Genomic DNA, 19837 nt, shown 5'->3' on the forward strand with positions numbered 1-19837 from the left:
TGGCCCGTTCCGATACCGGCAAAATGCCCCTCCCCTTATCCCACGATTTTCTCAGTTAAATACTGTCTTTAAGACATGCGTTGAAGATGATGAAAATATAGCATTACCACTGCTGAACAATAATACATGCCTGATTATCCCTCAATGCAAACATTTTCAGCCCATCGTTGATGTCTTGATAACACGTTAGGGATCAGTTTGGCAAAGTTCATAACCGGTTTAACTTAAACGTTCACCTTTTCAGATCGTAGCTACTTCTGCTAAATACCTTCTTCGGTGATTTTCTAGTCTGACAATGAACAGTTTTTTGGGGTTAATTGTTGACTGATTTCAAAGCAAGCAGTTTCTGTTTCAGCCCCTTGGGGCTTGGTGTAGGGATTTGATTTTCCCCGTTGTACTCATGAATATACATGCAGGGCTGAACAAATATAGCGAGAAATGCCCTTAAGCTGACCAGTATGGAGAGGCCTTTGCAAATCTAAGTCTCCCGTCACCGTAAGCATCAATGAGGCCCTGAAAGCTATTAATTTGACTGGTCAACACACAGGGCAAGCCCCAAAAATCTTACGTGTTTACTTGGGCGCCCACTGGTCTTTCCATCGCTGTCGCTCTGAATAACTTCTCGCCCAGGTGGCCGCTAACTAAAAAAGCAACCCCAAGGGGTTGCTTTTTCGTGCGCCCACCTGGGCTCGAACCAGGGACCAAAAGATTATGAGTCTTCTACTCTAACCGACTGAGCTATAGGCGCAGTGAAAAATCTTTCGATTTTTGCGAGTGCAATGTTACATATTTGCAGCGTATTTTAAAAACGATCGGCATGGAAAATATCAAAAACATCATCTTCGACTACGGCAACGTCATCTTCACCATCGACTTCAAACGTGCCCAGGAGGCCTTTTCCAATCTGGGGATTAAAGACGTAACCGCCTTCTTTGCGCACAAGGCCCACAACAGCCTGTTCGATGATTTTGAAACGGCAGCAATATCGCCTGCCGAATTCCGCGCCGGCATTCGCCAGGCCGCAGAGAACAACGACCTGACCGACGAGGAGATTGATGCAGCCTGGAACAGCCTGCTCATTGGCACCCCGCCGCAAAACCACGATGTGCTGCGGCAGGTGAAACAAAAATACCGTACCTTCCTGCTCAGCAACAACAACGAAATCCACTACAACTGGATCACCGCTTACCTGCAAACAACTTTTGAACTGGAAAACCTGGATAACTATTTCGAGAAGGCTTATTTCTCGCAGCACATGAAACTGCGCAAACCGCATACGGCCATATTTGAACAGGTCATCTGCGAGAACAGCCTCAACCCTGCCGAGACCTTGTTTATTGACGACAGTCCGCAGCATATTGAAGGCGCCCGCAAAGCCGGGCTCCACACGCTGCTCATGACCGAGCCAGCCGAAAGACTAGGCGAATTCCTTAAGCAGCATGGGATCATCTGACAGGCAGCCGGTATACCGGTTGTTGAAGCTCTGCCAGTGGCTTATTCGGGAACGATCAGTCCCTGGCTTTTCGCGCGGGCGTTCAGGAAGCCGGCGATGGCCGAACCTGTCGCCATCCCGATCGGGAGTCCCAATGCTATGTTTTTGAAGACCACTCCAAAGGGAAGGCCCATGGCAATGCCCAAGGGCATCCAGACTGTCATGTAATGGCCGTTTGCGACGATCTTGTGTTGCTTCACCAGCATACGTTTGTAGGCGGCAATTACCTTCAGGTAAGCTTTTTCTCCCTTATTGTCTACAGCACCGTCCGGCAAGGCGGCTACCACACCTTCGGCCTCCCGGCGGAACGCTTCAAGCCCTGCACCTTCGAGTTTTTTTCTGTCAGGTACAAATAAGAGACTGCTATCCAGAAACCTGACCGCATATTTGCGCTTCTGCCCGTTGGTCAGCTGAGCCACCTTTTCACTGAGCAGCGCACGCTGTCCGGCTGCCCATTCTTCGTTTGTCATCATGTTTGTTTGGTTGCACGCTGCGCTGCTGCCCAATGTTCGGGGCACGCCCGCGCACGCTGTTCAAAAGTATCTATTCGGATTCGTACCTGCAAGGCTGTGCATGATAACACCTTTTTGCTGTTGAGCCAAGGCCGGCACCGGACTGATGAGGCATTCCGACAGCAGCCCGCCGCTCCGAAACTGGCAAGCCAATGTGTATCACCAGATTCGTCAAAACAAGGGTCCTCTCCTATTTTCAAATAAAAAGGTCTAACTTTAATTCCGGCTGTCAGCCTGATTTCAAACCATGAAGCAAACCCTCAGCGAAAACATACAAGCTTACAACGCTAAGCAAAACGAGGAAGAAAAAGCCGTCTGTGAGCTGTTGGCGCAGGAGATAAACAAATACCTGCCCGAAGCCGAAAACAAGATCTGGCATGCACACCCGGTCTGGTTTCTGGAAGGCAAGCCTGTTGCCGGTTACAGCAAGCTGAAAGCCGGCATACGGCTCATGTTTTGGAGCGGGGCCGGTTTTTACGAAGCGCAACTCAAGCCGGGATCTGGCAAATTTAAAGACGCATCTGTTTGCTACACCACGGCAACGCAGGTTAACACCGACGACCTAAAACGCTGGCTCGAAAAATCACGCCATATACAGTGGGATTACAAGAACCTGATCAGGCGGAAGGGAAAGCTGGAGCGCCTCGGGTAAGCTTTAGAACAGGAATCCAACCTATCAAAACTTAGCCATTTCCGCAACGCGGTAAAAGCGCTATGCCGGCCCTAATCTGCCTGTGGCAACGTAAATGCAAACGTGCTGCCTTCACCCAGTTCGCTTTCTACCCAGATCCTGCCACCCTGGGCCATGATAAAATCTTTGGAGATGGCCAGGCCCAGTCCCGATCCGGTTTTGTTCTGCCCATCTGTGGGTACCTGGAAATACCGGTCAAACAAGCGCGACTGGAACGTGCGGTCTATGCCTCTGCCAAAGTCTTTCACAGAAAATTCCACTTCCCTTCCCGAAAGGCCAACACGGATGAGCACTTTTGATTTAAGCGGACTGTACCGCAGCGCATTCGATAAAAAGTTGACGAGTACCCACGCCGTCTTTTCAGTATCGGCATTCACCGCCGGCAGGTTATCTGCAGCCCATAACTGCAGGTCAATTTCTTTGTGTTCAGCCTGCCGCCGCACGGTATCCATGGCATACTGCGCAATCTTTCTGGGGTCAGATTTGACATAGTTCAACTGCAGGTTACCAGTTTCTACCTGGGCCAGGTCGAGCAGCTCGCTGGTAATTTTCAGCAGGCGGCCGCAGTCTTCGCCAATGTGCGCAACGAGTTCATGCTGCTCGCGGTTCAGTTCGCCAACCCGCACATCGTCGAGCAATTTCAGGCTCATTTTAATCGAAGAAATAGGTGTTTTCAGTTCGTGCGAAACCGTGGCGATAAAATTGGTTTTTGCTTCGTCCAGCTCCTTGTATTCGGTTTCGTTTTTCAGGATAAAAACTTCGCCCGCCGCTTTTGTCGCTTCGCTGATTACCTGTTCGGAGGCTTCATCGAAAGCAGGTATCAGGATCTCCCGCCGCTCCAGTTTGAAATATGATTCCTTGCCGTCAGCAAAAATTTTCAGGTGTTTGCTTCCCCCCTCAGATTGCAGTAGGGTAAGCAGCAAATCGTTTGTTGCCGCCAGTTCCGCGGCATTTTTACCAACCACCTCCTGCTCACCCCTGTTCAGCAGCTGGGCAGCCACCTGGTTAACAAAGAGGATGTCATTGCGCTCGCTCAGACCAATAATCCCGTCCTGCATCTGGCTGATGATGGCTTCGATGCGAGATTTTTCAGACTGCAGTTTTGCCAGGTTCGTATTTTCCCATTTATTGAGCTGGCCCGCCATGGCATTGAATTCCTTAGCCAGGGCCGCAAACTCATCATTTCCCTGAAAGTCCAGCCGTTGTTTATAGTTTTTCTGGCTGATTGCTTTGATCGCCTCTGAAAACCGGCGCAGCGGATTGGCCACAAACCCTGGAAAATTTATACTGAACGAGAACAGGACAATGAAACAAAAAGTAGCGGCCGCGACCAGGTAGGTGGTGGCACGCTCCACGCTGGCCTGCGCAGCTTCGTTTTTCCGGGCAATCGCCTTCATGTTCAAGTCTTCGATCACACTCAGCTGCAGGCGCATGGCGCGCAGGGCGGCGTGCTGTTGGTGTACCGTGGATGCCGGGCCTAGATTCATGAACGCTGCAGACAGCCCCCTGACGGCTCCGCCCTCGCCGGGTTCGGTGATGTTGCCGGCCTCTAGCCTGAGCTGGGCGGCCAGCCGGTTCCAGGCATCGCGGCTAAGCGGCAGGTCATGGTTATCAAGAATGCTGCGCATCTCGCGTGCATATTTGAGGCTTTCGTAGTTATCTTTCAGAATAACTTTCGAGCTGACAGAGATCTTATTGATGTAATGCAGCGATGTCGCGCCGAACAGCAGGACGATCAGGAATAAAAATCCAAATCCGAGCCGAAGCTTCGTTTTTATTTTCATGGGTCAATTATACGTTAGTCAGGAGAGAATTACCAGGTCAGTTTCGGTTTGTGCAATATTTTTCAGCAATTTATTGAACAGGGCGGTGCGCATGATGATCTGAAAGAATTTCAGGCGCGGCCTGCCCATGCAGATCGTGGTAACTTCTCTTTCAGCCGCGATCCGGCTGATGGTGGCGGTCACATCTTCGTCTTTCACTTTAAGCACCTCGGCGCCCAATTCGGTGGCCAGTTTCAGGTTGTTGATCAGGTGCCGCTGCAGGTCCAGCCTGATCCTGTCGCCCCCCTCGCGGCCGCGCTGCACAAACAGCACGATCCACGGCGAACGGTAATAAGAAGCCAACCTGGCTGTCTTGCGAATGATCACTTTGGCGGTCTGGTGATTGGTCGATATGCATGCCAGGAATTTTTCAGGTCTCAGTTTGATCTGCTGCGGCACCTCGACGCTGATCTTGCGTTCCAGGTAATGCGAAACCTCGTTCAGGGCCATCTCGCGCAGTTGCAGCAATTTTTCGGGCTGGAAAAAATTTGCCAGCGCGCCTGCCACTTTCGATTTTTCATAGACCTTTCCCGCCCTGAGCCTTTCAATCAGTTCATCGGCCGTCAGGTCAATGTTCACGATCTCATCGGCAGTTTCCAGCATCCTGTCGGGAACCCGTTCTGTAACTGAGATTCCGGTAATTCTCTCTACCTCTTCATTAACACTTTCCAGGTGCTGGATGTTAACCGCCGAAATCACGCTGATGCCGGCATCAAGGATATCGGCCACATCCTGCCAGCGTTTTGTGTTTTTACTTCCCTCTACGTTTGAATGCGCCAGCTCATCGACGATGACCACTTCCGGGTGCACGGCCATGACAGCCTGCAGGTCGAGCTCTTGCAGCGCCTTACCCCGGTAAAAGATGCTGCGCCGCGCAATGACCGGAAGCCCGGCCAGCAGTGCGTGTGTTTCGGGCCGGTTGTGGGTTTCAATGTAGGCGATCTGTACGTCGACACCGTTTTTGAGCAGGGAATGCGCCTCCTGGAGCATGCGGTAGGTCTTACCTACACCGGCACTCATCCCGATGTAAATTTTGAGCTTGCCCCGCTTTGACTTCCTGACCAGGTCAAGAAATTTACGCACAGATGATTTCTCAGTATTTGGGTCCATATGGTTTGTATTCCGCAATTGGTATTGTCCTGAAATGGCCAAATCCCATGGGATTAGTCACGGGACAAGCCTTTAAAATTCTTCGGTCAGCCAGGTTAAAACGAAACGGCCAGACTTGCCGTAAGCAGGGCGTTTGCCTGCACCGGGCCGGTATTGCGCACAAATACCGGGTCTTTGCTATCATAAACCTTTCCTTCAAGCCGCAGCACCGCGTTGCTGACCGGCGCGTAGTCAAGGTTCAGCGAATAACCCATGGTCTGAAAGCCATTTGGCGTGCCGGTCGGGATGATCATGCCGTTCTTATCTTTGTAATATTCCACCCGCCCGGCCAACGCGAACTTCTCGGCAAAGCGGTACTGTGCGATTGCTACTGCGGTGAAAACTTCATGCTTTCCCGTTATCCCGCGACCTGTTTCCTGTGTACCATAATCGGCACCTGCAGTCAGGCCGAACTTGCTGTCCAACTGGAATATACCATAAAAGTTATGATAAAAGCGCTGTATACGAACCGAGTCTGCACCTTCGCTGCCCAGGTAATTGCTGTAATTCAGCACCACCCCGGCGACGGGTTTCCATGTTAGCTGCAGGCCGCCTGCAGGCTGGCTGTTGCCATTTTGCCGGGCAATGCGCTGCCAGCCGTTCAGGTACAGGGCTGTCGCGGTAAACTGGCCGTTATCTGTCGTATAAGTCAGTTTTGCGCCCGATTCATAATAAGGGGTGTTGTCTGAAGAGATGTTGCGGGTAACCACCCAACAGTCTTTAGATACGGCGCTTTCAAAACCGATGTGCGAGGAAAAGATACCGGCATCGAGCCAGAGGTTGACAGATTTTGACAGCTTCAGCCCGGCATTCGCTTCGAAGATGTTCTTCAATACGCCGGGTTCAGCGGCAAGATTGGCGTTTGCATAAGTGCCGGCCATCAGCGCCAGGTTGGCGCGCACCATGTCGCTCTCATAACTGCCTTTGATAAAGCCGAGGTTCAGATTCAGTTCGTTGTGGCGGTTGTGCGAATAGACAAAACCCGGGCGGTTATGATCGGCAGGTTTGTTAAAATCGTAACCATAGTAAGTTTCCAGGTAACCGCTTACTTTAATTTTCGGTTCCTCCTGGGCATAAACTGCTGATCCGGCAGCAAGTGCGGCAGCAAATAACAATTGTTTTTTCATGTACTTTATATAGATAATCTGTATGCCTGGAAATTCTTCCGGAAGCCGGGCCCAACGTTGGCAAACGCATGTTGGCCAGACCGCCGGAAGAAACCAACAGGGACGGTTCGTATCATTTTTGAAGCCCATCAAGGGCCAGGTTCAGTTTGAGAACGTGTACTGTCGCCGGCCCAAACAAGCCGAATACCGGGCCCTCGGTATGTTCGGCCAGGACTTTCGCGACCCGGGCTTTGTCTAGTCCGCGCGCTTTGGCCACACGGCTTACCTGAATCCTGGCGGCCTGTTCAGATATCTCCGGGTCAAGCCCGCTGCCCGATGCGGTTACGAGGTCGGCAGGGATGTCTGCTTTTTTCAGGCCCGGGTGGTATTTGAGCAGGGTATCGACGCGGTCAGCAACCTGTTTCAGGTAGTCGGGGTTGGAAGGGCCTTTATTTGATCCGGCAGAGCCGGCGGCGTTGTAAGAAACGGCAGAAGGACGGCCCCAGAAATATCCGGGCTTGTCGAAGACTTGCCCGATGCGTTCATAACCGACCACCTTGCCATCTTTTTGAAGTTTCTCACCTCCGCCCGCCCCGGGTGCAAAACGGGCGGCAAAGGCAACAGCCAGCGGGTAAACAACACAAAGCAGCACCAGCAGTACAGCGGTAAGCCTGATCGAGGGTAAAATGTATTTTTTCATGATTGAATAAGTTTAAAGGAACAGGCCAATAAATAGGTCAATGAATTTAATGCCGATAAAAGGTACCACCACACCGCCTACGCCGTAAAGCAACAGGTTACGCCTGAGCAGTGCACTCGCGCCAAGCGGTTTGTAGGCAACCCCCTTTAGCGCCAGCGGAATCAGGATGGGGATGATGATGGCGTTGAAAATGACAGCCGAAAGGATGGCGCTTTCCGGACTGTTCAGGCCCATGATGTTCAGGCTTTGCAGCGCCGGTATAGAAGCGATGAACAGCGCGGGCACAATGGCAAAGTACTTGGCCACATCGTTGGCAATCGAAAAAGTAGTCAGCGTGCCCCGGGTAATCAGTAGTTGTTTGCCGATCTCCACGATCTCGATCAGTTTGGTGGGGTCATTGTCCAGGTCAACCATGTTTCCGGCTTCTTTGGCCGCCTGGGTTCCGCTGTTCATGGCCACGCCTACATCGGCCTGTGCCAGCGCGGGCGCATCGTTCGTGCCGTCGCCCATCATGGCCACCAGCCTGCCCTGCGACTGCTCTTCCTTAATGTAGTTCATCTTGTCTTCGGGCCTGGCTTCGGCAATGAAATCATCGACCCCGGCTTGCTTGGCGATAAACCTGGCGGTCAGAGGGTTATCTCCGGTTACCATGACCGTTTTTACGCCCATCCGGCGCAGCCGTTCAAACCGCTCGCTGATGCCCGGTTTGATTACATCCTGCAGTTCGATCACGCCCAGGGCCGTTTCGTTGACCGAAACGACCAGCGGCGTGCCGCCGTTGCCTGAGATGGCTTCGACACGTTCCTGGATCGCCTGCGGAAATGGATTACCGGCCAGCAGCACGATGTTGCGGATCGAGTCGAAAGCACCTTTGCGAATGCGTTTGCCGTCGGTGGTATCCAGTCCGCTGGAACGGGTTTCGGCTGTGAAGCTGATGAAGCTGGCGCCTTGGGGCACTGCCCGCACCGCCTGTCCCTGCGCAGCTGCAAGTTCCAGGACCGACTTACCTTCAGGCGTTTCGTCTGCAAGCGAGCTCATGACGCAGGCCTCGGTAAAGTCTGCCATGTCAACACCGGGTGCCGGGTAAAAGCTGGTTGCCTTCCGGTTACCAATGGTAATTGTCCCCGTTTTGTCGAGCAGCAGCACGTCAATGTCGCCGGCTGTTTCGACCGCCTTGCCCGACTTTGTAATGACGTTGGCCCGGAGCGCGCGGTCCATTCCGGCAATGCCGATGGCCGACAACAGCCCTCCAATGGTGGTCGGGATCAGGCAAACAAAAAGTGAAATGAGCGCAGCGATGGTAATCGGCGTGTTTGCGTAATCGGCAAAAGGTTTCAGGGTTACGCAGACGATGATGAAGACCAGCGTAAAGCTGGCCAGCAGAATGGTCAGGGCAATCTCGTTGGGCGTTTTCTGCCGTGAGGCTCCCTCGACCAGGGCAATCATTTTATCCAGGAAACTTTCGCCGGGCTGGGTGTTCACCTGCACCTTGATCTGGTCTGACAGCACTTTGGTGCCACCGGTCACCGACGATTTGTCGCCGCCCGATTCACGGATCACCGGTGCCGACTCGCCGGTAATCGCCGATTCGTCGATCGTGGCAATGCCCGCGATGATCTCGCCATCAGCAGGTATGGTATCGCCGGCAGTGCAGATAAACACATCGCCTTTTTTGAGCAGGGATGAAGACCTGGTTTCTATACTGCCATCTGCAGAGAGGACCTTTGCAGGGGTTTCTTCGCGTGTTTTGCGCAGTGAATCGGCTTGTGCCTTGCCCCGGGCTTCGGCAATGGCCTCTGCAAAGTTGGCAAACAGCACCGTAAGCAGCAGGATGAGGAAAATGATAAAATTGTAGCCGACCGAGCCCTGGTCCTTGGCGCTCATGGCATACACGGTCACGAATGCCATAACCAGAGTTCCAACCTCTACCGTAAACATGACCGGATTTTTGATCATGAGCCTGGGATCAAGTTTTATGAAAGACTGCTTCAGGGCCGCCTGCACAAGTGCAGGTTCGAATAATTGATTAGATGAATTTTTCATCAGGGTATTAAGATTTAAGCATGGTGAAGTATTCTGCCAGTGGCCCGAGCGCCAGCGCAGGGAAATAGGAAAGCGCATTCAGGACGATGATTACGGCAAGGGTCATCAGTCCGAAGGTGACCGTATCGGTGCGCAGCGTACCGGCCGATTCGGGGATGAATTTTTTTGAGGCCAGCAGCCCGGCAATGGCCACCGGACCAATGATCGGCAGGAAACGGCCCAGGAGCAGGACGAAACCAGTCAGCACGTTCCAGAAAACGTTGTTATCGCCCAGGCCTTCGAAACCTGAACCATTGTTGGCATTGGCCGAAGTTACCTCATAAAGCATTTCTGAAAAGCCGTGAAACCCGGGATTGTTCAGCCAGTTCTGCGGCTGTACCGCCCAGGCCGCATCGCCGTGGTACTTGAACACGTACGCAGCGATCGCCGTACCGGCCAGGATCAGGAAGGGACTAAGCAGTGTGATCAGGGCGGCAATCTTGATTTCCCGCGCCTCGACCTTATGACCGAGGAACTCGGGCGTCCGGCCTACCATCAGGCCCGAAATAAATACCGCGATGATCAGGTAGATAAAATAATTCAGCAGCCCCACGCCGCAGCCCCCGTAAAAAGAGTTGACCATCATACCCAGCAGCTGCCAGGCACCGGTAAGCGGCATGGCGCTGTCATGCATGCTGTTGACCGAACCAGTCGAAATGATGGTTGTTACCGTGCTCCAATAACCGGTTATTGCGGGTCCGAACCTGACTTCTTTGCCCTCCATGGCCCCTGAAACCTGCGAGATCCCCAGTTTAGACAGGGCCGGGCTGCCGCCAAGTTCTGAACTGACTGTAGGGATGAGCAGCAACAACATGCCAATCGTCATGACGCCGAAAATGATCCATGATAGCCTGCGGCGGCGAATAAAAACGCCAAAGCAGACTACCATGGCAATCGGAATAATGACCTGCGCAATGAGCTCGACCGAATTGGTCAGGTAATTCGGATTTTCAAGCGGGTGGCTCGAATTGGCACCAAACCAGCCGCCGCCGTTGGTACCCAGGTGTTTAATGGCGATCATGCCGGCTGCAGGACCGCGCGATACGCCAACGGTATCGCCCTGCAGGGAAATGTACTGGTCTTTCCCCTCATAACTGGCCGGCGTGCCGTTAAAAGCGAGAACCAATGCAATGACGAAAGAAAGCGGCAAAAGCAGGCGGGTAATGGACAGGACAAAAAATTCCCAGAAGTTTCCCAGTTTGACCGTTGTTTTGTCGCGGAAAGCCTTGAAAAAGACCACCGCAGCCGCAATACCTGTGGCACAGCTCACGAACATGAGGAACATGACCACAATGTGCTGGGTCAGGTACGTCACACCACTTTCGCCTGAGTAATGCTGCAGGTCGCAGTTCACAACAAAACTAATAATGGTGTTGAAAGAAAGATCGGGCGTCATGCCTGGGTTCCCGTCTGGATTAAGCGGAAGTTTGTCCTGGAACATCAGCACGAAAAAGCCGTAAACCAGCCAGACCAGGTTAATGGTGAGCAAGGCCTTCATGTGCTGCTTCCAGTTCATTTGTTCCCTGGCGCTGACGCCGGCTAACCTGAAGATCAGGCCCTCCAGCGGCTTCATAAAATCAGTCCAGACGGGAGCTCCGGCAAAAACCTTTGCCAGGTATTTTCCCAGCGGGATGGCAATGAGCAACGTGAGGAGGTAGGTGGTGATAAGTCCGAGTATCTCTGTGTTCATAACGTCTTGTTAAAATTTTTCAGGATAAATCAGCACGTAGATCATGTAAATGAAGACGGCCAGTGCGATGATGAATAATGCGATCATGGATTTTTAGATTTTATCGAACCAGTCGATTGATTTGAAACAAAGCCGCATCAGCAGAAGCAGCGCGAGGAATAATGCGATAGTGAGCATGGTCTTTAATTTTCAATGGCCCTACACCATCCGGGTGCCAGCTTTCGGGGTTAAAACGCAATTGACTGAACATCATCATCTTAAAATGCAATCCGCGTAAATTGTCAGGCATATATGCCGCGACAACCCTTTCAAAATGGTAGGGTCGTTTTCAATATGAAAGGCGGGAAGATCGGTACCGGCGCATCAAGACCCTGCAGCATACATTCAAAAAAATAGATAGGTCTATATATTTTTTTTATTACCTTTGATCGCCATGAAAAAGACCAGCGTAAACGAGCGCATTCTGCAAACCGCCTCCCGCCTGTTTTACCAGCAGGGTTACAACAGCACAGGGATTAACCAGATCGTGGCAGAGGCTGAAATTGCCATCGGTTCGCTGTACAAGCATTACCGGTCTAAGGAAGAATTGCTGATCCGCTACCTGGAACTGGAAGAAACCGCTTTTTTTAAGGGACTGGCAGAATACCTGGAAGCGGTACAATCGCCCGGCGAAAAACTGATGAAACTCATCGATTACCGGATCGCGCTGCAGCAAAGATCTGGTTTTGCAGGCTGCCCTTTTATCAAGATCAATGCAGAGGGCGGCAGGCTGAACAAACAGGTGGCAGAACTGGTAACCCGGCACAAACAGCAGCAGAAAACCACCATCAAAAACATCCTGCTCGAAAGAACCGGCAAAAAAAGAGACGCAGACCTGGCCGCAGCTGCCATCTTTTTACTCATTGAAGGTGCGGTCGTGTCGAGCAGCATGAACGGAAATACCGATGACCTGCAAGCCGTTAAAAAAATCGTACCAACGCTCGTCTAGTTTTTTTTACTCTGCAATATATAGACTATTCTATACAATGAACATCTACCCCAACAGAACCCTGGCCCTGCTTGTGTTGTTGGCTGCGCACCTGCTTACCATTGTCGACATCTTTATTGTGAATATCGCCATCCCTTCGGTGCAGCAGGGCCTGACGGGCAGCGATGGGGAGATGCAGCTGGTTGTGGCCATGTACATGGTCGGCTTTGCCTCCTGTTTAATAGCGGCGGGCCGGGCCGGCGACCATTACGGCAGAAAAAAGATCTTCCTGGCAGGTATGTCCATGTTTATGCTTAGTTCGGCCGGTTGTGGTTTGGCCGGGACCCCCGGGCAGTTGATCCTGCTGCGTTTTGTGCAGGGCTGCAGCGCCGGCCTCATGTCGCCGCAGGTTTTGGCTTTCATCCACCTGCTCTTTCCCGGCCACGGCGAACGCACGCATGCCATTGGCTGGTACGGCATGACCATCGGCATTGGTACCATGTCGGGCCAGTTTCTTGGCGGCTTGCTGGTCGAACTTCATCCGCTATGGGTAGACCAATCCTGGCGTTATATTTTTCTGGTCAATATACCCGTTTGCCTGGGGGCGCTGATGCTTGGAAAACGCTATCTTCCTGCAGTTGAAGATCGCATGACCGAAAAGATGGACTATACCGGCGCATTGCTGGTGTCAGCTGCCCTGATCCTGCTGGTCTTTTCGCTCACGGCAGGCATGGAACAACCGGTGTACCTTGTGTATACCTTGCCGCTTTCGCTCCTGCTGTTTTGCCGCTTTGGCTGGCTGCAACGCCACAGGCGCCGGCAGGGCCGGCATATGCTGGTTAACCCAGGGCTTTTTGCGTACTGGAATTTTAACCTGGCCATCCTGGCGGCGGCCCTGTTTATGTTCATGCTGGATGCCTATTTTTTTGTTCTCGCCATTTTTCTCCAGACCGGTTTGCACCTGCCGCCGCTCAAAGCCGGATTTTTTGTTGTTTTTCAGGGCGCAGGCTTTATGTTGGCTTCGCTAATTGCCCCCAGGCTGGTGCTGCGCTTTGGTAAAGCGGTCCTGATCTCGGGAGTGCTGTTCATTGCATTGGCCCTGGCGCTCCAACTCCTTCTTTTCACCTGGCCGGCAAACCCGCCGGCCGGATACGCCGTCATGGTGCTGCATGGGTTCGGGGTGGCGCTTGTCCTGCCCTCTTTTGCCAATATTGCCATGAAAGGCCTGCCGACCGAACTGGTCGGCAACGCTTCTGGTGTATACACCACCGCCCAGCAGCTTTTTGGCGCACTGGGTATTTCCCTGACTGGCGGCCTGTTCTACCACCTGATGAACTTGCAGCAGCAGAGCTGCAAGTTCCTGCATGCATTCGCCTGGAGCACGCTCGTACACCTGGTTTGCCTGGGCGGGGTCCTGGTGGCTCTCCTGGTGCTGCCGGGCATGGTGCTTCCCAAAATAAGTGGAAAAACTGCGCCCTGAATCATCAATCAGGTTGCAGAATTACCAGTTCACCACCAGGTCGGCCATTACCGGCAGGTGGTCCAGGTCGTTCAGCCCGGTATGCGGCGCGCTGACCTTCATGATGCTGATGTTGCCGCTGGTAATGATGTTGTCAATATTGGTGTTGGGCCCTGCGGTACGCCCCGCTATCATATTGGCGGCCGCAGCGGTGCCGAACCAGCCCATATGTCCGCCGTTGGCGATGTTAAAACCCTTCGACCGAAACGCCAGCTGCTCGGCATCGGTCGAATTCATGTCGCCCATACAGATAAAATACGCATGTTTCTCCAGCTCTTTGGTGAGTGCTTCCAGGGCCTGCTTGTGCCAGTCTTTCTGCCAGGGAATGTGAACGGAAATAACCGCAATATTTTTGCGCCCCACCTTCAGGTCGCCGATAACCATGTAATATTCGCCCGACGACACCTTCTGGCGGATGTTCTGAAGTTTGTAATGCGTCGCAATGCCATTATAGATCCAGCGTTTCTCCGCGCCGAAATAGACGTTCCGATAGTACGGCTTGAGCAGAACCTCTTCTGCGTTAAGGGTACTGTCCTTGTCAAAATGTTTGTTCCATTCATTCAGCGCGAGGATATCCAGGCTTTGTTCGCCTATCCACTTTTTCCACCGCAGCATTTCGGCCGTTACCTGCTGGCCGGTCCGCTGGAACCCGCCCAGTGAGCCCTGGTTAAAATGTCCGACATTATAGGTACCCACCCTCAGCTTTAAAGGCAGGTTATCAGGCAGCTGCGCGAAGGCAATGCTACAAAAAAACAGGGCCGCCAGGGCCGTAAGGAAATATTTCATATGTTTAGTATTCTCAATGCTAATTGGCATTTGTATTGCCCGAAGGGCGCATGGGCTTCCGGCCTGCAAATGCCTTGCCGAGCACTGCCTTCGTTACTTCATTTTGCGTTCCAGGCGGATCATCTGCCGCGCGAAGCGCTTTCCGTACAGATCTGCCGATGGGCTGTCCAGGTGTGTTGTATCGCCTTTGTGCTGCAGATTGGTCGAGGTTACGACCGCTGTGTTGGCTACCTTTCGGGGTAATTTGCGCAGTTCCTTGTTAAAAACGAGGTAGCGCTGGCGGTACCGGCCCAGCTCGCCGGCTACCCAGGGCAGCTGTTCATTTCCCACTTCCCGGCGGATATTCCGGATCAGGCCATCCAATTTTGAGAGGTAACCGTTTACTGCAGTGTCTTTACCGCTGTCTGCCTCGCCCTGGAGCCAGATTACACCATGAACAGTCCCTTTCTGCATCGCCGTTCTGATCCTCGCCAGTGCATCGTCATATACATGCCGCTTACTGGCTTTGTCATACACGCCGGGTTCCCATTTGGTGATCGAGGTTCCGCCTACCGCACAGGGAACCAGTGCAATGGTGTCGTGCGGATAGGCTTTGGCCAGTTCCATGCCAAAACGCAGGCCTGGACCAACGCCTGCTACATCGGGTTTGTCAAAATGAACCGGGTGCTTCGCCTCTGTCCATTGGTTGTTTTTGTTCAGCATGATTACCCGCGGGTGTTGCATGCTTTTATACACTGCTGTAACCTTGCCCCTGCCTGCCATATTCGACTGGCCCATGAGCAGGTAAACCCGCGTTTTAGCCTGGGGGCGTTCAGGCGTCGCTGCGCCGGTGAGCGCCAGAGCAGCGACTATTAAGCCGGTCAGAAATCGTTTCGCGTTCAACATATCGATCAGCGTTTAAAGTATTGCAAAAGGGCGGCTGGCCGGTCCGTCTGGATAACCGAAACGTTCATGCGTTTCATCCATCCCCAGGCCTGATCGGGCTGGTTACCCTCAACAGCAAGGTCATCATGGTGGCCACCCGACAACTCAGGCCAGATGCTGTTGAACCAGACGCCGTACCGCTGTTTTCTCAGTTCGCCCACCCGCGCCAACAGCGGCGAATGGTCGTCCTTGAAATCGAATTGGTAAACAACGTTCTTCCGGACTTTGTAGCTTTGCAACATTGCCGCGGCTTCATGATCGGCCAGGTCAATAACCGGCATCAGCACCAGTTCTGCGGGGATACCGGGATGCGCCTTCAGCACGCTGTCGTAAGGCAGGTTTTTGGTAACGCTTAAAATGGCCTGATGCATGGTGCCTGTTTTGCGCAGCACCGCGATCACATCGTCAAAGTATTCATATCCCTTGTCAATGTTGACAATGATCTTGTCTTTTGCCTCGGCCATCATCTCTTCAAAACCCGGCACGCGGTGGGTAGTGGCATGCCCGGTGCCATTGCGCAGCCACATGGCCTTGATCTCTGCAAACGTAAGATCTTCGGGTTTGCCCTTGCCCTTTACGGTCCGGTCTATCGTTTTGTCATGCATCACGATCAGGTGGCCGTCTTTGGTCTTTTTCAGATCCAGTTCCATGATATCGACACCCATGGCCACACAATTTCTGAGTGCCTGAATGGAATTTTCGGGTGTGTTTCGCCAGTCGCCCCTGTGCGCGCAGACCAGCGGCTGACTGGCCGAGGGATCAAACAATGCGGCCATTTTTGCTTTGACGGCCTGGGCCGACTGCCCGAAGGCGCCGGCTGTAAACAAGGCCAGCAGGACAGATAAAAAAAAGTTCTTCATGTATTCAACAGTTACGGATGCAGTTTTCGTTGTTTGAGGTAAGCGAGCAGCTGCTCAGGATAATCGGTTTCAATAATGGTTACACCCAGCGCGATCAGCCGGCCCCAGCCTTTTTCGGGATCGGTAAGTGAGACTTTGTCGTCGAAGCCGCCGCAGTAATAGGGCCGGCTGGCCATGGTCCAGATGTGGTAGCCGGCGCGGTTAAGCGGCATAAGGTGCGGCACTACAGCCGAAGCGGGGTCTTTAAACTTTGCCTGGAAAACAACCGGGTTCACGTTTGTGCGGAAAGTGTGAAGCGCAGCCGCAGCATTTTTAATTGACGTGTCGCCTTCCAGCGCCGGAAAAACATGAAGCCTGCCGTATCGGCCCTCATACCGATTCCTGAACTTCTCGTAATCCAGTCCCGCCCTGAAAGACGCCTGCCTCATGGTGCCGGTTTCATCAAGGACAGCGACAATTTTGTCGAGAATCTTTTCTTCATTGTATTTGTCCACCTTGATGAACACCCGGCCTTTCATGGCCAATAACGCCTCCCTCAAAGTCGGCACACGGAATTTTGTCAACTGCCGGTTTTTATCTTTAAGATAGAGCGCCTGGATCTGAGCAAGCGTGTGCTCCCGCACCCGGCCTTTTCCGTTGGTACAGCGATCAAGGGTCTGGTCGTGCATCAGGATCAATTGGTTGTCTTTGGTTTTGCGCACATCAACCTCAATGAAATCTGCCCCCACTTCAATGGCCGCCCGGATGGCTTCGAGCGAGTTTTCAGGAAACCGCTGCCAGAGCCCGCCGCGGTGTGTGGCGATCAGGATGTTTTTGTCTGTGCCCGAGCGCCGGACGGCACTGATGTCGGTACGGCTATTTTGCCTGGCTGCTGCCTGCTGGAGGCAGGTCAGCGACACGAGCGCGCAGAATAGCAGCCTGATTGTTGTCTGTAATTTTTTCACGGTTTTACTTGATAACTACGTCGATGGTCTTCACGACCTTTACTTCCTGACTGGCCGTTACATTTGAGGCCACAAATACGGCTTTATAGGTGCCTGGCTTGCTGTAGTTGAACGTGTACACAGAAATTGGCACGTCGATCCGCGTTTTGATGGCGAAAGGCCGGTCCGGACCAATGTCGGTGTCTTCGACCACTTGTATGGCCGGCGATATGGCCCAGTCTTCGGTTGGTTCGGAGAAATTCGCCGCCGAGTTGTTGCCCCGAAGGATGAGCTGCGAAGTGCTGTTGGCTGAACGACCCGACTCGAACGGCCCTTTATGGTACAAATTCCAGGGCGTGGCAGACTGGCTGGCCAGTGTGTTCAGGCCAAGTTCGGTATTGCGCCTGAGCAGGTAGTCGCGCATGCGCCATTGCGTATGGCGCAGTGCAGTGGTTTGCGGCGGTGTCACATATTTAAAAGCAATATATAAGGGTTTTCCTTTTTGGAACAGGTCTGATACATCCGCTTCGCCTGAGGGAAGAAAATTGTCTGTGGCTACTAGCGGCGAAAGTTTGAACCGCCCGGTAATATCGGTCCAGCTTGCTGCCTGAACCGCTGTATCGTTCAGTTGCCCGGTAAAGTTGGTCGATGCAACCACCGACAGCTGGTTCGCCATAGCGATCGTGCCGCTGTTGAGCTTACAGTTCGAACTAAAAGACATGGTCACGTTTTTAGTCTTCACAACGCGACCCTCACGAAAATTGTAATCCCGAAGGGTTTCGCCCGAATAAAAGGAAATAATATCCGCGTTGCCGTCAAGTGTAAAGGTCACGCTTTTGATGGGGTTACCGGCGCTGTCTAAACGGTTTTCGACTGAATAACCGGTTACTTCGAAAACCGGTTCGCCAACATCCATTGATTTGTCGCAAGCGGCGGCAAATGGACCCAGCAGTGCGAACAGGTATAAATAAATTCTTTTCATGTGTACACAATTAATGGTAATTACCAGCCCGGATTCTGGCTCAGTTTCCGGTTTAAAGAAAGCTCGTGTGTCGGGATGGGCCAGAACAGGTGTTTCTGGTCAATAAGCTGCAACGAAGGCACAACATTCCGCGCATCAGAGGGAACACCGGATGAATTCTGATACGTGGCGCCTACCGCCTTCATGGCAAAAACGTAGGTTCCCCACCTGATCAGGTCGTATTTACGCAGGCATTCGAAACACAGTTCGCGCGATCGTTCATCCTGGATAACCTGAAGGAAAGCAGCCTTGTCAGCATACTGCCCCGGCCTCAGATCTGCCGCAGCATCAGCGGCCGTGACCGGCTTTCCATAACCACGCCGGCGCACCATATTGACAGCGTTAATCGCCGCAGCCGTCGGCCCGCTCACCTGATTTTCTGCTTCGGCATACATCAGCAGCACATCGGCATAACGAAGAATCGGGAAATTGATCGGGGTGTAGCCCTTCGACTTCGGGAGGAAGACCTCATATTCGCGCCGGTATTTGCCCACATCGCGGTTCCAGATGGCGGTCGACGCGTAGTTTACCTTCGTTGACGAGTTGACAGGCGTGTACTGAAAGGGTGCTATGGCCCAGTCTCGGCGCAGGTCGCCGTTGCCGTAAAGCTGGTAAAGCCTCGAGGTGGCGCGCACATTGGCGTTGCTGTTTCCTACCTCGTCGCTTGTAGAGCGTATGCCGATATAATTGCCGACCAAACCTGCCTGGCGCGGCCTGTCTGTGCGGTTGCCGTAAAACTCCACTTCCCAGATCGATTCCCTGATGTCGTATTTATCAGCGGCGTAATTGATAAAAACCTGCTGGTATGAGCTGTTGAGGCTGTGCTCCTGCGAGTCGATCACCTTGAGTGCCCAATCGCGGGCGTTCTGGTATTTCGAGGCATCATTTAGCGGGGCACCAGCCCAGTACAGGTAAACACGCGCCAGGATGCCGGCAACTGCCGATTTGTTGACGCGGCCGCCAAAGCCAACGGTGGTCGCAGTCGGCACCAGGCCGTATGCGGTTTCCATGTCTTTTACAATCTGCGCATACACTTCGCGTGCGGGACTGCGTGCGATCTCGTTGTTCAGCGGCGATGTGGTCGAGGTCAGCTTCAAAGGCACATCGCCCCAGTTAGACACAAGGATGAAATAATAGTAGGCCCGCAGGAAGTGGGCCTCTCCCCTTGCTACTTCGCGTTTGGCTGCAGGCATGTCTGCTCCGTCTATGCGCTCGAGCATGAGGTTGGCCAGGTTGATGCCGCTGTACAGACTTTCCCAGAGGTGCGAGATGGCCGGCACGCTTGCGTTATACAGAAACTGGCCCACAATGTTGCGGTCTGGGCCCTTGCGGTAGTAGCCGTCGTCGCCCTCCGTGCCCATCGAACTGATGTAACTGGCGGCATAGAACGGTTCCTCGTTCCGCGTATCGGCCATGATGCTGTAAATGCCGGCAAGCGCGGTGTTGATCTGCGTCTCGTTGGTATAATAATATTCGGGAGATAAAAAGTCTTCCGGCTGTGTGTCCAGAAAATCTTTGCAAGAACTGGCACTGAACAGGATCAGTACCAGGAATAAGGTGTATATTTTCTTCATAACCTTGTTATTAAATCG

18 protein-coding genes and 1 tRNA gene are annotated in these 19837 nt (G+C 52.9%); 4 read left to right on the forward strand and 15 right to left on the reverse strand.

Annotation, left to right across the window (positions count from 1 at the left end):
* Nucleotides 1-674: 674 nt before the first annotated feature.
* Nucleotides 675-748 (reverse strand) — tRNA-Ile (locus C7T94_RS14245).
* A 69-nt stretch (nt 749-817) separates the two neighbouring features.
* Here C7T94_RS14245 and C7T94_RS14250 point away from each other — a divergent pair.
* Entirely contained in the window at nt 818-1453 is a 636-nt protein-coding gene (locus C7T94_RS14250; RefSeq protein WP_107216138.1) for an HAD family hydrolase, read from the forward strand.
* Between the two features lie 41 nt (nt 1454-1494).
* Here the strand turns inward: C7T94_RS14250 and C7T94_RS19545 are convergent, their stop codons facing one another.
* Nucleotides 1495-1965 carry a hypothetical protein gene (locus C7T94_RS19545; protein ID WP_204353285.1) on the reverse strand — a complete coding sequence of 157 codons (471 nt, stop codon included), beginning with the start codon at nt 1963-1965 and terminating at the stop codon, nt 1495-1497.
* Nucleotides 1966-2251: 286 nt separating this feature from the next.
* On the opposite strand from C7T94_RS19545, the gene C7T94_RS14260 reads away from it, so the two are divergent.
* Nucleotides 2252-2656, forward strand: coding sequence for a DUF1801 domain-containing protein (locus C7T94_RS14260; protein ID WP_107215949.1), 405 nt, complete (start codon nt 2252-2254; stop codon nt 2654-2656).
* A gap of 71 nt (nt 2657-2727) precedes the next feature.
* Here C7T94_RS14260 and C7T94_RS14265 read toward each other — a convergent pair whose 3' ends face one another.
* The 7 genes from C7T94_RS14265 to C7T94_RS14295 form a co-directional block, all read right to left on the reverse strand.
* A complete protein-coding gene (locus C7T94_RS14265) occupies nt 2728-4479 on the reverse strand; it encodes a HAMP domain-containing sensor histidine kinase (RefSeq protein WP_107215950.1) in 1752 nt (583 codons plus the stop codon).
* 18 nt (nt 4480-4497) lie between these two features.
* Nucleotides 4498-5628 (reverse strand): histidine kinase, encoded by a 1131-nt coding sequence (locus tag C7T94_RS14270; protein WP_107215951.1) that lies wholly within the window; start codon nt 5626-5628, stop codon nt 4498-4500.
* Nucleotides 5629-5723: 95 nt separating this feature from the next.
* Nucleotides 5724-6794 (reverse strand): porin, encoded by a 1071-nt coding sequence (locus tag C7T94_RS14275; RefSeq protein ID WP_107216140.1) that lies wholly within the window; start codon nt 6792-6794, stop codon nt 5724-5726.
* 112 nt (nt 6795-6906) lie between these two features.
* Nucleotides 6907-7473, reverse strand: coding sequence for a potassium-transporting ATPase subunit KdpC (kdpC, locus tag C7T94_RS14280; RefSeq protein WP_107215952.1), 567 nt, complete (start codon nt 7471-7473; stop codon nt 6907-6909).
* A gap of 12 nt (nt 7474-7485) precedes the next feature.
* Nucleotides 7486-9516: a potassium-transporting ATPase subunit KdpB gene (kdpB, locus tag C7T94_RS14285; protein WP_204353286.1), complete on the reverse strand. Its 2031-nt coding sequence runs from the start codon at nt 9514-9516 to the stop codon at nt 7486-7488.
* Between the two features lie 7 nt (nt 9517-9523).
* Nucleotides 9524-11245 (reverse strand): potassium-transporting ATPase subunit KdpA, encoded by a 1722-nt coding sequence (gene kdpA / locus C7T94_RS14290; RefSeq protein WP_107215953.1) that lies wholly within the window; start codon nt 11243-11245, stop codon nt 9524-9526.
* Nucleotides 11246-11254: 9 nt separating this feature from the next.
* Nucleotides 11255-11332 (reverse strand): potassium-transporting ATPase subunit F, encoded by a 78-nt coding sequence (locus tag C7T94_RS14295; protein ID WP_107216142.1) that lies wholly within the window; start codon nt 11330-11332, stop codon nt 11255-11257.
* 346 nt (nt 11333-11678) lie between these two features.
* Between C7T94_RS14295 and C7T94_RS14300 the strand changes: the two genes are divergently transcribed.
* Together C7T94_RS14300 and C7T94_RS14305 are read left to right on the forward strand one after the other, a co-directional pair.
* On the forward strand, nt 11679-12233 hold the full coding sequence (locus C7T94_RS14300) for a TetR/AcrR family transcriptional regulator (RefSeq protein WP_107215954.1): 555 nt from the start codon (nt 11679-11681) through the stop codon (nt 12231-12233).
* Between the two features lie 37 nt (nt 12234-12270).
* A complete protein-coding gene (locus C7T94_RS14305; protein ID WP_162618702.1) occupies nt 12271-13692 on the forward strand; it encodes an MFS transporter in 1422 nt (473 codons plus the stop codon).
* Nucleotides 13693-13713: 21 nt separating this feature from the next.
* Here C7T94_RS14305 and C7T94_RS14310 read toward each other — a convergent pair whose 3' ends face one another.
* The 6 genes from C7T94_RS14310 to C7T94_RS14335 all read right to left on the reverse strand — a co-directional run bounded on the left by C7T94_RS14310 (nt 13714) and on the right by C7T94_RS14335 (nt 19819).
* Nucleotides 13714-14517, reverse strand: a complete 804-nt coding sequence (locus C7T94_RS14310; RefSeq protein WP_107216143.1) for an endonuclease/exonuclease/phosphatase family protein — start codon at nt 14515-14517, stop codon at nt 13714-13716.
* 93 nt (nt 14518-14610) lie between these two features.
* Nucleotides 14611-15402, reverse strand: a complete 792-nt coding sequence (locus tag C7T94_RS14315) for a sialate O-acetylesterase (RefSeq protein WP_107215956.1) — start codon at nt 15400-15402, stop codon at nt 14611-14613.
* 5 nt (nt 15403-15407) lie between these two features.
* Nucleotides 15408-16301: a glycerophosphodiester phosphodiesterase family protein gene (locus C7T94_RS14320; protein WP_107215957.1), complete on the reverse strand. Its 894-nt coding sequence runs from the start codon at nt 16299-16301 to the stop codon at nt 15408-15410.
* A gap of 11 nt (nt 16302-16312) precedes the next feature.
* A complete protein-coding gene (locus tag C7T94_RS14325) occupies nt 16313-17245 on the reverse strand; it encodes a glycerophosphodiester phosphodiesterase family protein (protein ID WP_107215958.1) in 933 nt (310 codons plus the stop codon).
* A 4-nt stretch (nt 17246-17249) separates the two neighbouring features.
* Nucleotides 17250-18206 (reverse strand): DUF5017 domain-containing protein, encoded by a 957-nt coding sequence (locus C7T94_RS14330; RefSeq protein ID WP_107215959.1) that lies wholly within the window; start codon nt 18204-18206, stop codon nt 17250-17252.
* Nucleotides 18207-18226: 20 nt separating this feature from the next.
* Complete coding sequence (locus tag C7T94_RS14335) at nt 18227-19819, reverse strand: RagB/SusD family nutrient uptake outer membrane protein (RefSeq protein WP_107215960.1); 1593 nt, start codon at nt 19817-19819, stop codon at nt 18227-18229.
* Between the last annotated feature and the right edge of the window lie 18 nt (nt 19820-19837).

The organism is Pedobacter yulinensis (genome assembly GCF_003029735.1).
GTDB classification, from domain to species: Bacteria; Bacteroidota; Bacteroidia; order Sphingobacteriales; family Sphingobacteriaceae; genus Pedobacter; species Pedobacter yulinensis.

Bases quoted from the DNA above. Each gene is read 5' to 3' on its own strand.
- C7T94_RS14250 (WP_107216138.1), top strand. From the start codon at position 818: ATGGAAAATATCAAAAACATCATCTTCGACTACGGCAACGTCATCTTC.
- C7T94_RS19545 (WP_204353285.1), bottom strand. From the start codon at position 1,965: ATGATGACAAACGAAGAATGGGCAGCCGGACAGCGTGCGCTGCTCAGT.
- C7T94_RS14260 (WP_107215949.1), top strand. From the start codon at position 2,252: ATGAAGCAAACCCTCAGCGAAAACATACAAGCTTACAACGCTAAGCAA.
- C7T94_RS14265 (WP_107215950.1), bottom strand. From the start codon at position 4,479: ATGAAAATAAAAACGAAGCTTCGGCTCGGATTTGGATTTTTATTCCTG.
- C7T94_RS14270 (WP_107215951.1), bottom strand. From the start codon at position 5,628: ATGGACCCAAATACTGAGAAATCATCTGTGCGTAAATTTCTTGACCTG.
- C7T94_RS14275 (WP_107216140.1), bottom strand. From the start codon at position 6,794: ATGAAAAAACAATTGTTATTTGCTGCCGCACTTGCTGCCGGATCAGCA.
- kdpC (WP_107215952.1), bottom strand. From the start codon at position 7,473: ATGAAAAAATACATTTTACCCTCGATCAGGCTTACCGCTGTACTGCTG.
- kdpB (WP_204353286.1), bottom strand. From the start codon at position 9,516: ATGAAAAATTCATCTAATCAATTATTCGAACCTGCACTTGTGCAGGCG.
- kdpA (WP_107215953.1), bottom strand. From the start codon at position 11,245: ATGAACACAGAGATACTCGGACTTATCACCACCTACCTCCTCACGTTG.
- C7T94_RS14295 (WP_107216142.1), bottom strand. From the start codon at position 11,332: ATGATCGCATTATTCATCATCGCACTGGCCGTCTTCATTTACATGATC.
- C7T94_RS14300 (WP_107215954.1), top strand. From the start codon at position 11,679: ATGAAAAAGACCAGCGTAAACGAGCGCATTCTGCAAACCGCCTCCCGC.
- C7T94_RS14305 (WP_162618702.1), top strand. From the start codon at position 12,271: ATGAACATCTACCCCAACAGAACCCTGGCCCTGCTTGTGTTGTTGGCT.
- C7T94_RS14310 (WP_107216143.1), bottom strand. From the start codon at position 14,517: ATGAAATATTTCCTTACGGCCCTGGCGGCCCTGTTTTTTTGTAGCATT.
- C7T94_RS14315 (WP_107215956.1), bottom strand. From the start codon at position 15,402: ATGTTGAACGCGAAACGATTTCTGACCGGCTTAATAGTCGCTGCTCTG.
- C7T94_RS14320 (WP_107215957.1), bottom strand. From the start codon at position 16,301: ATGAAGAACTTTTTTTTATCTGTCCTGCTGGCCTTGTTTACAGCCGGC.
- C7T94_RS14330 (WP_107215959.1), bottom strand. From the start codon at position 18,206: ATGAAAAGAATTTATTTATACCTGTTCGCACTGCTGGGTCCATTTGCC.
- C7T94_RS14335 (WP_107215960.1), bottom strand. From the start codon at position 19,819: ATGAAGAAAATATACACCTTATTCCTGGTACTGATCCTGTTCAGTGCC.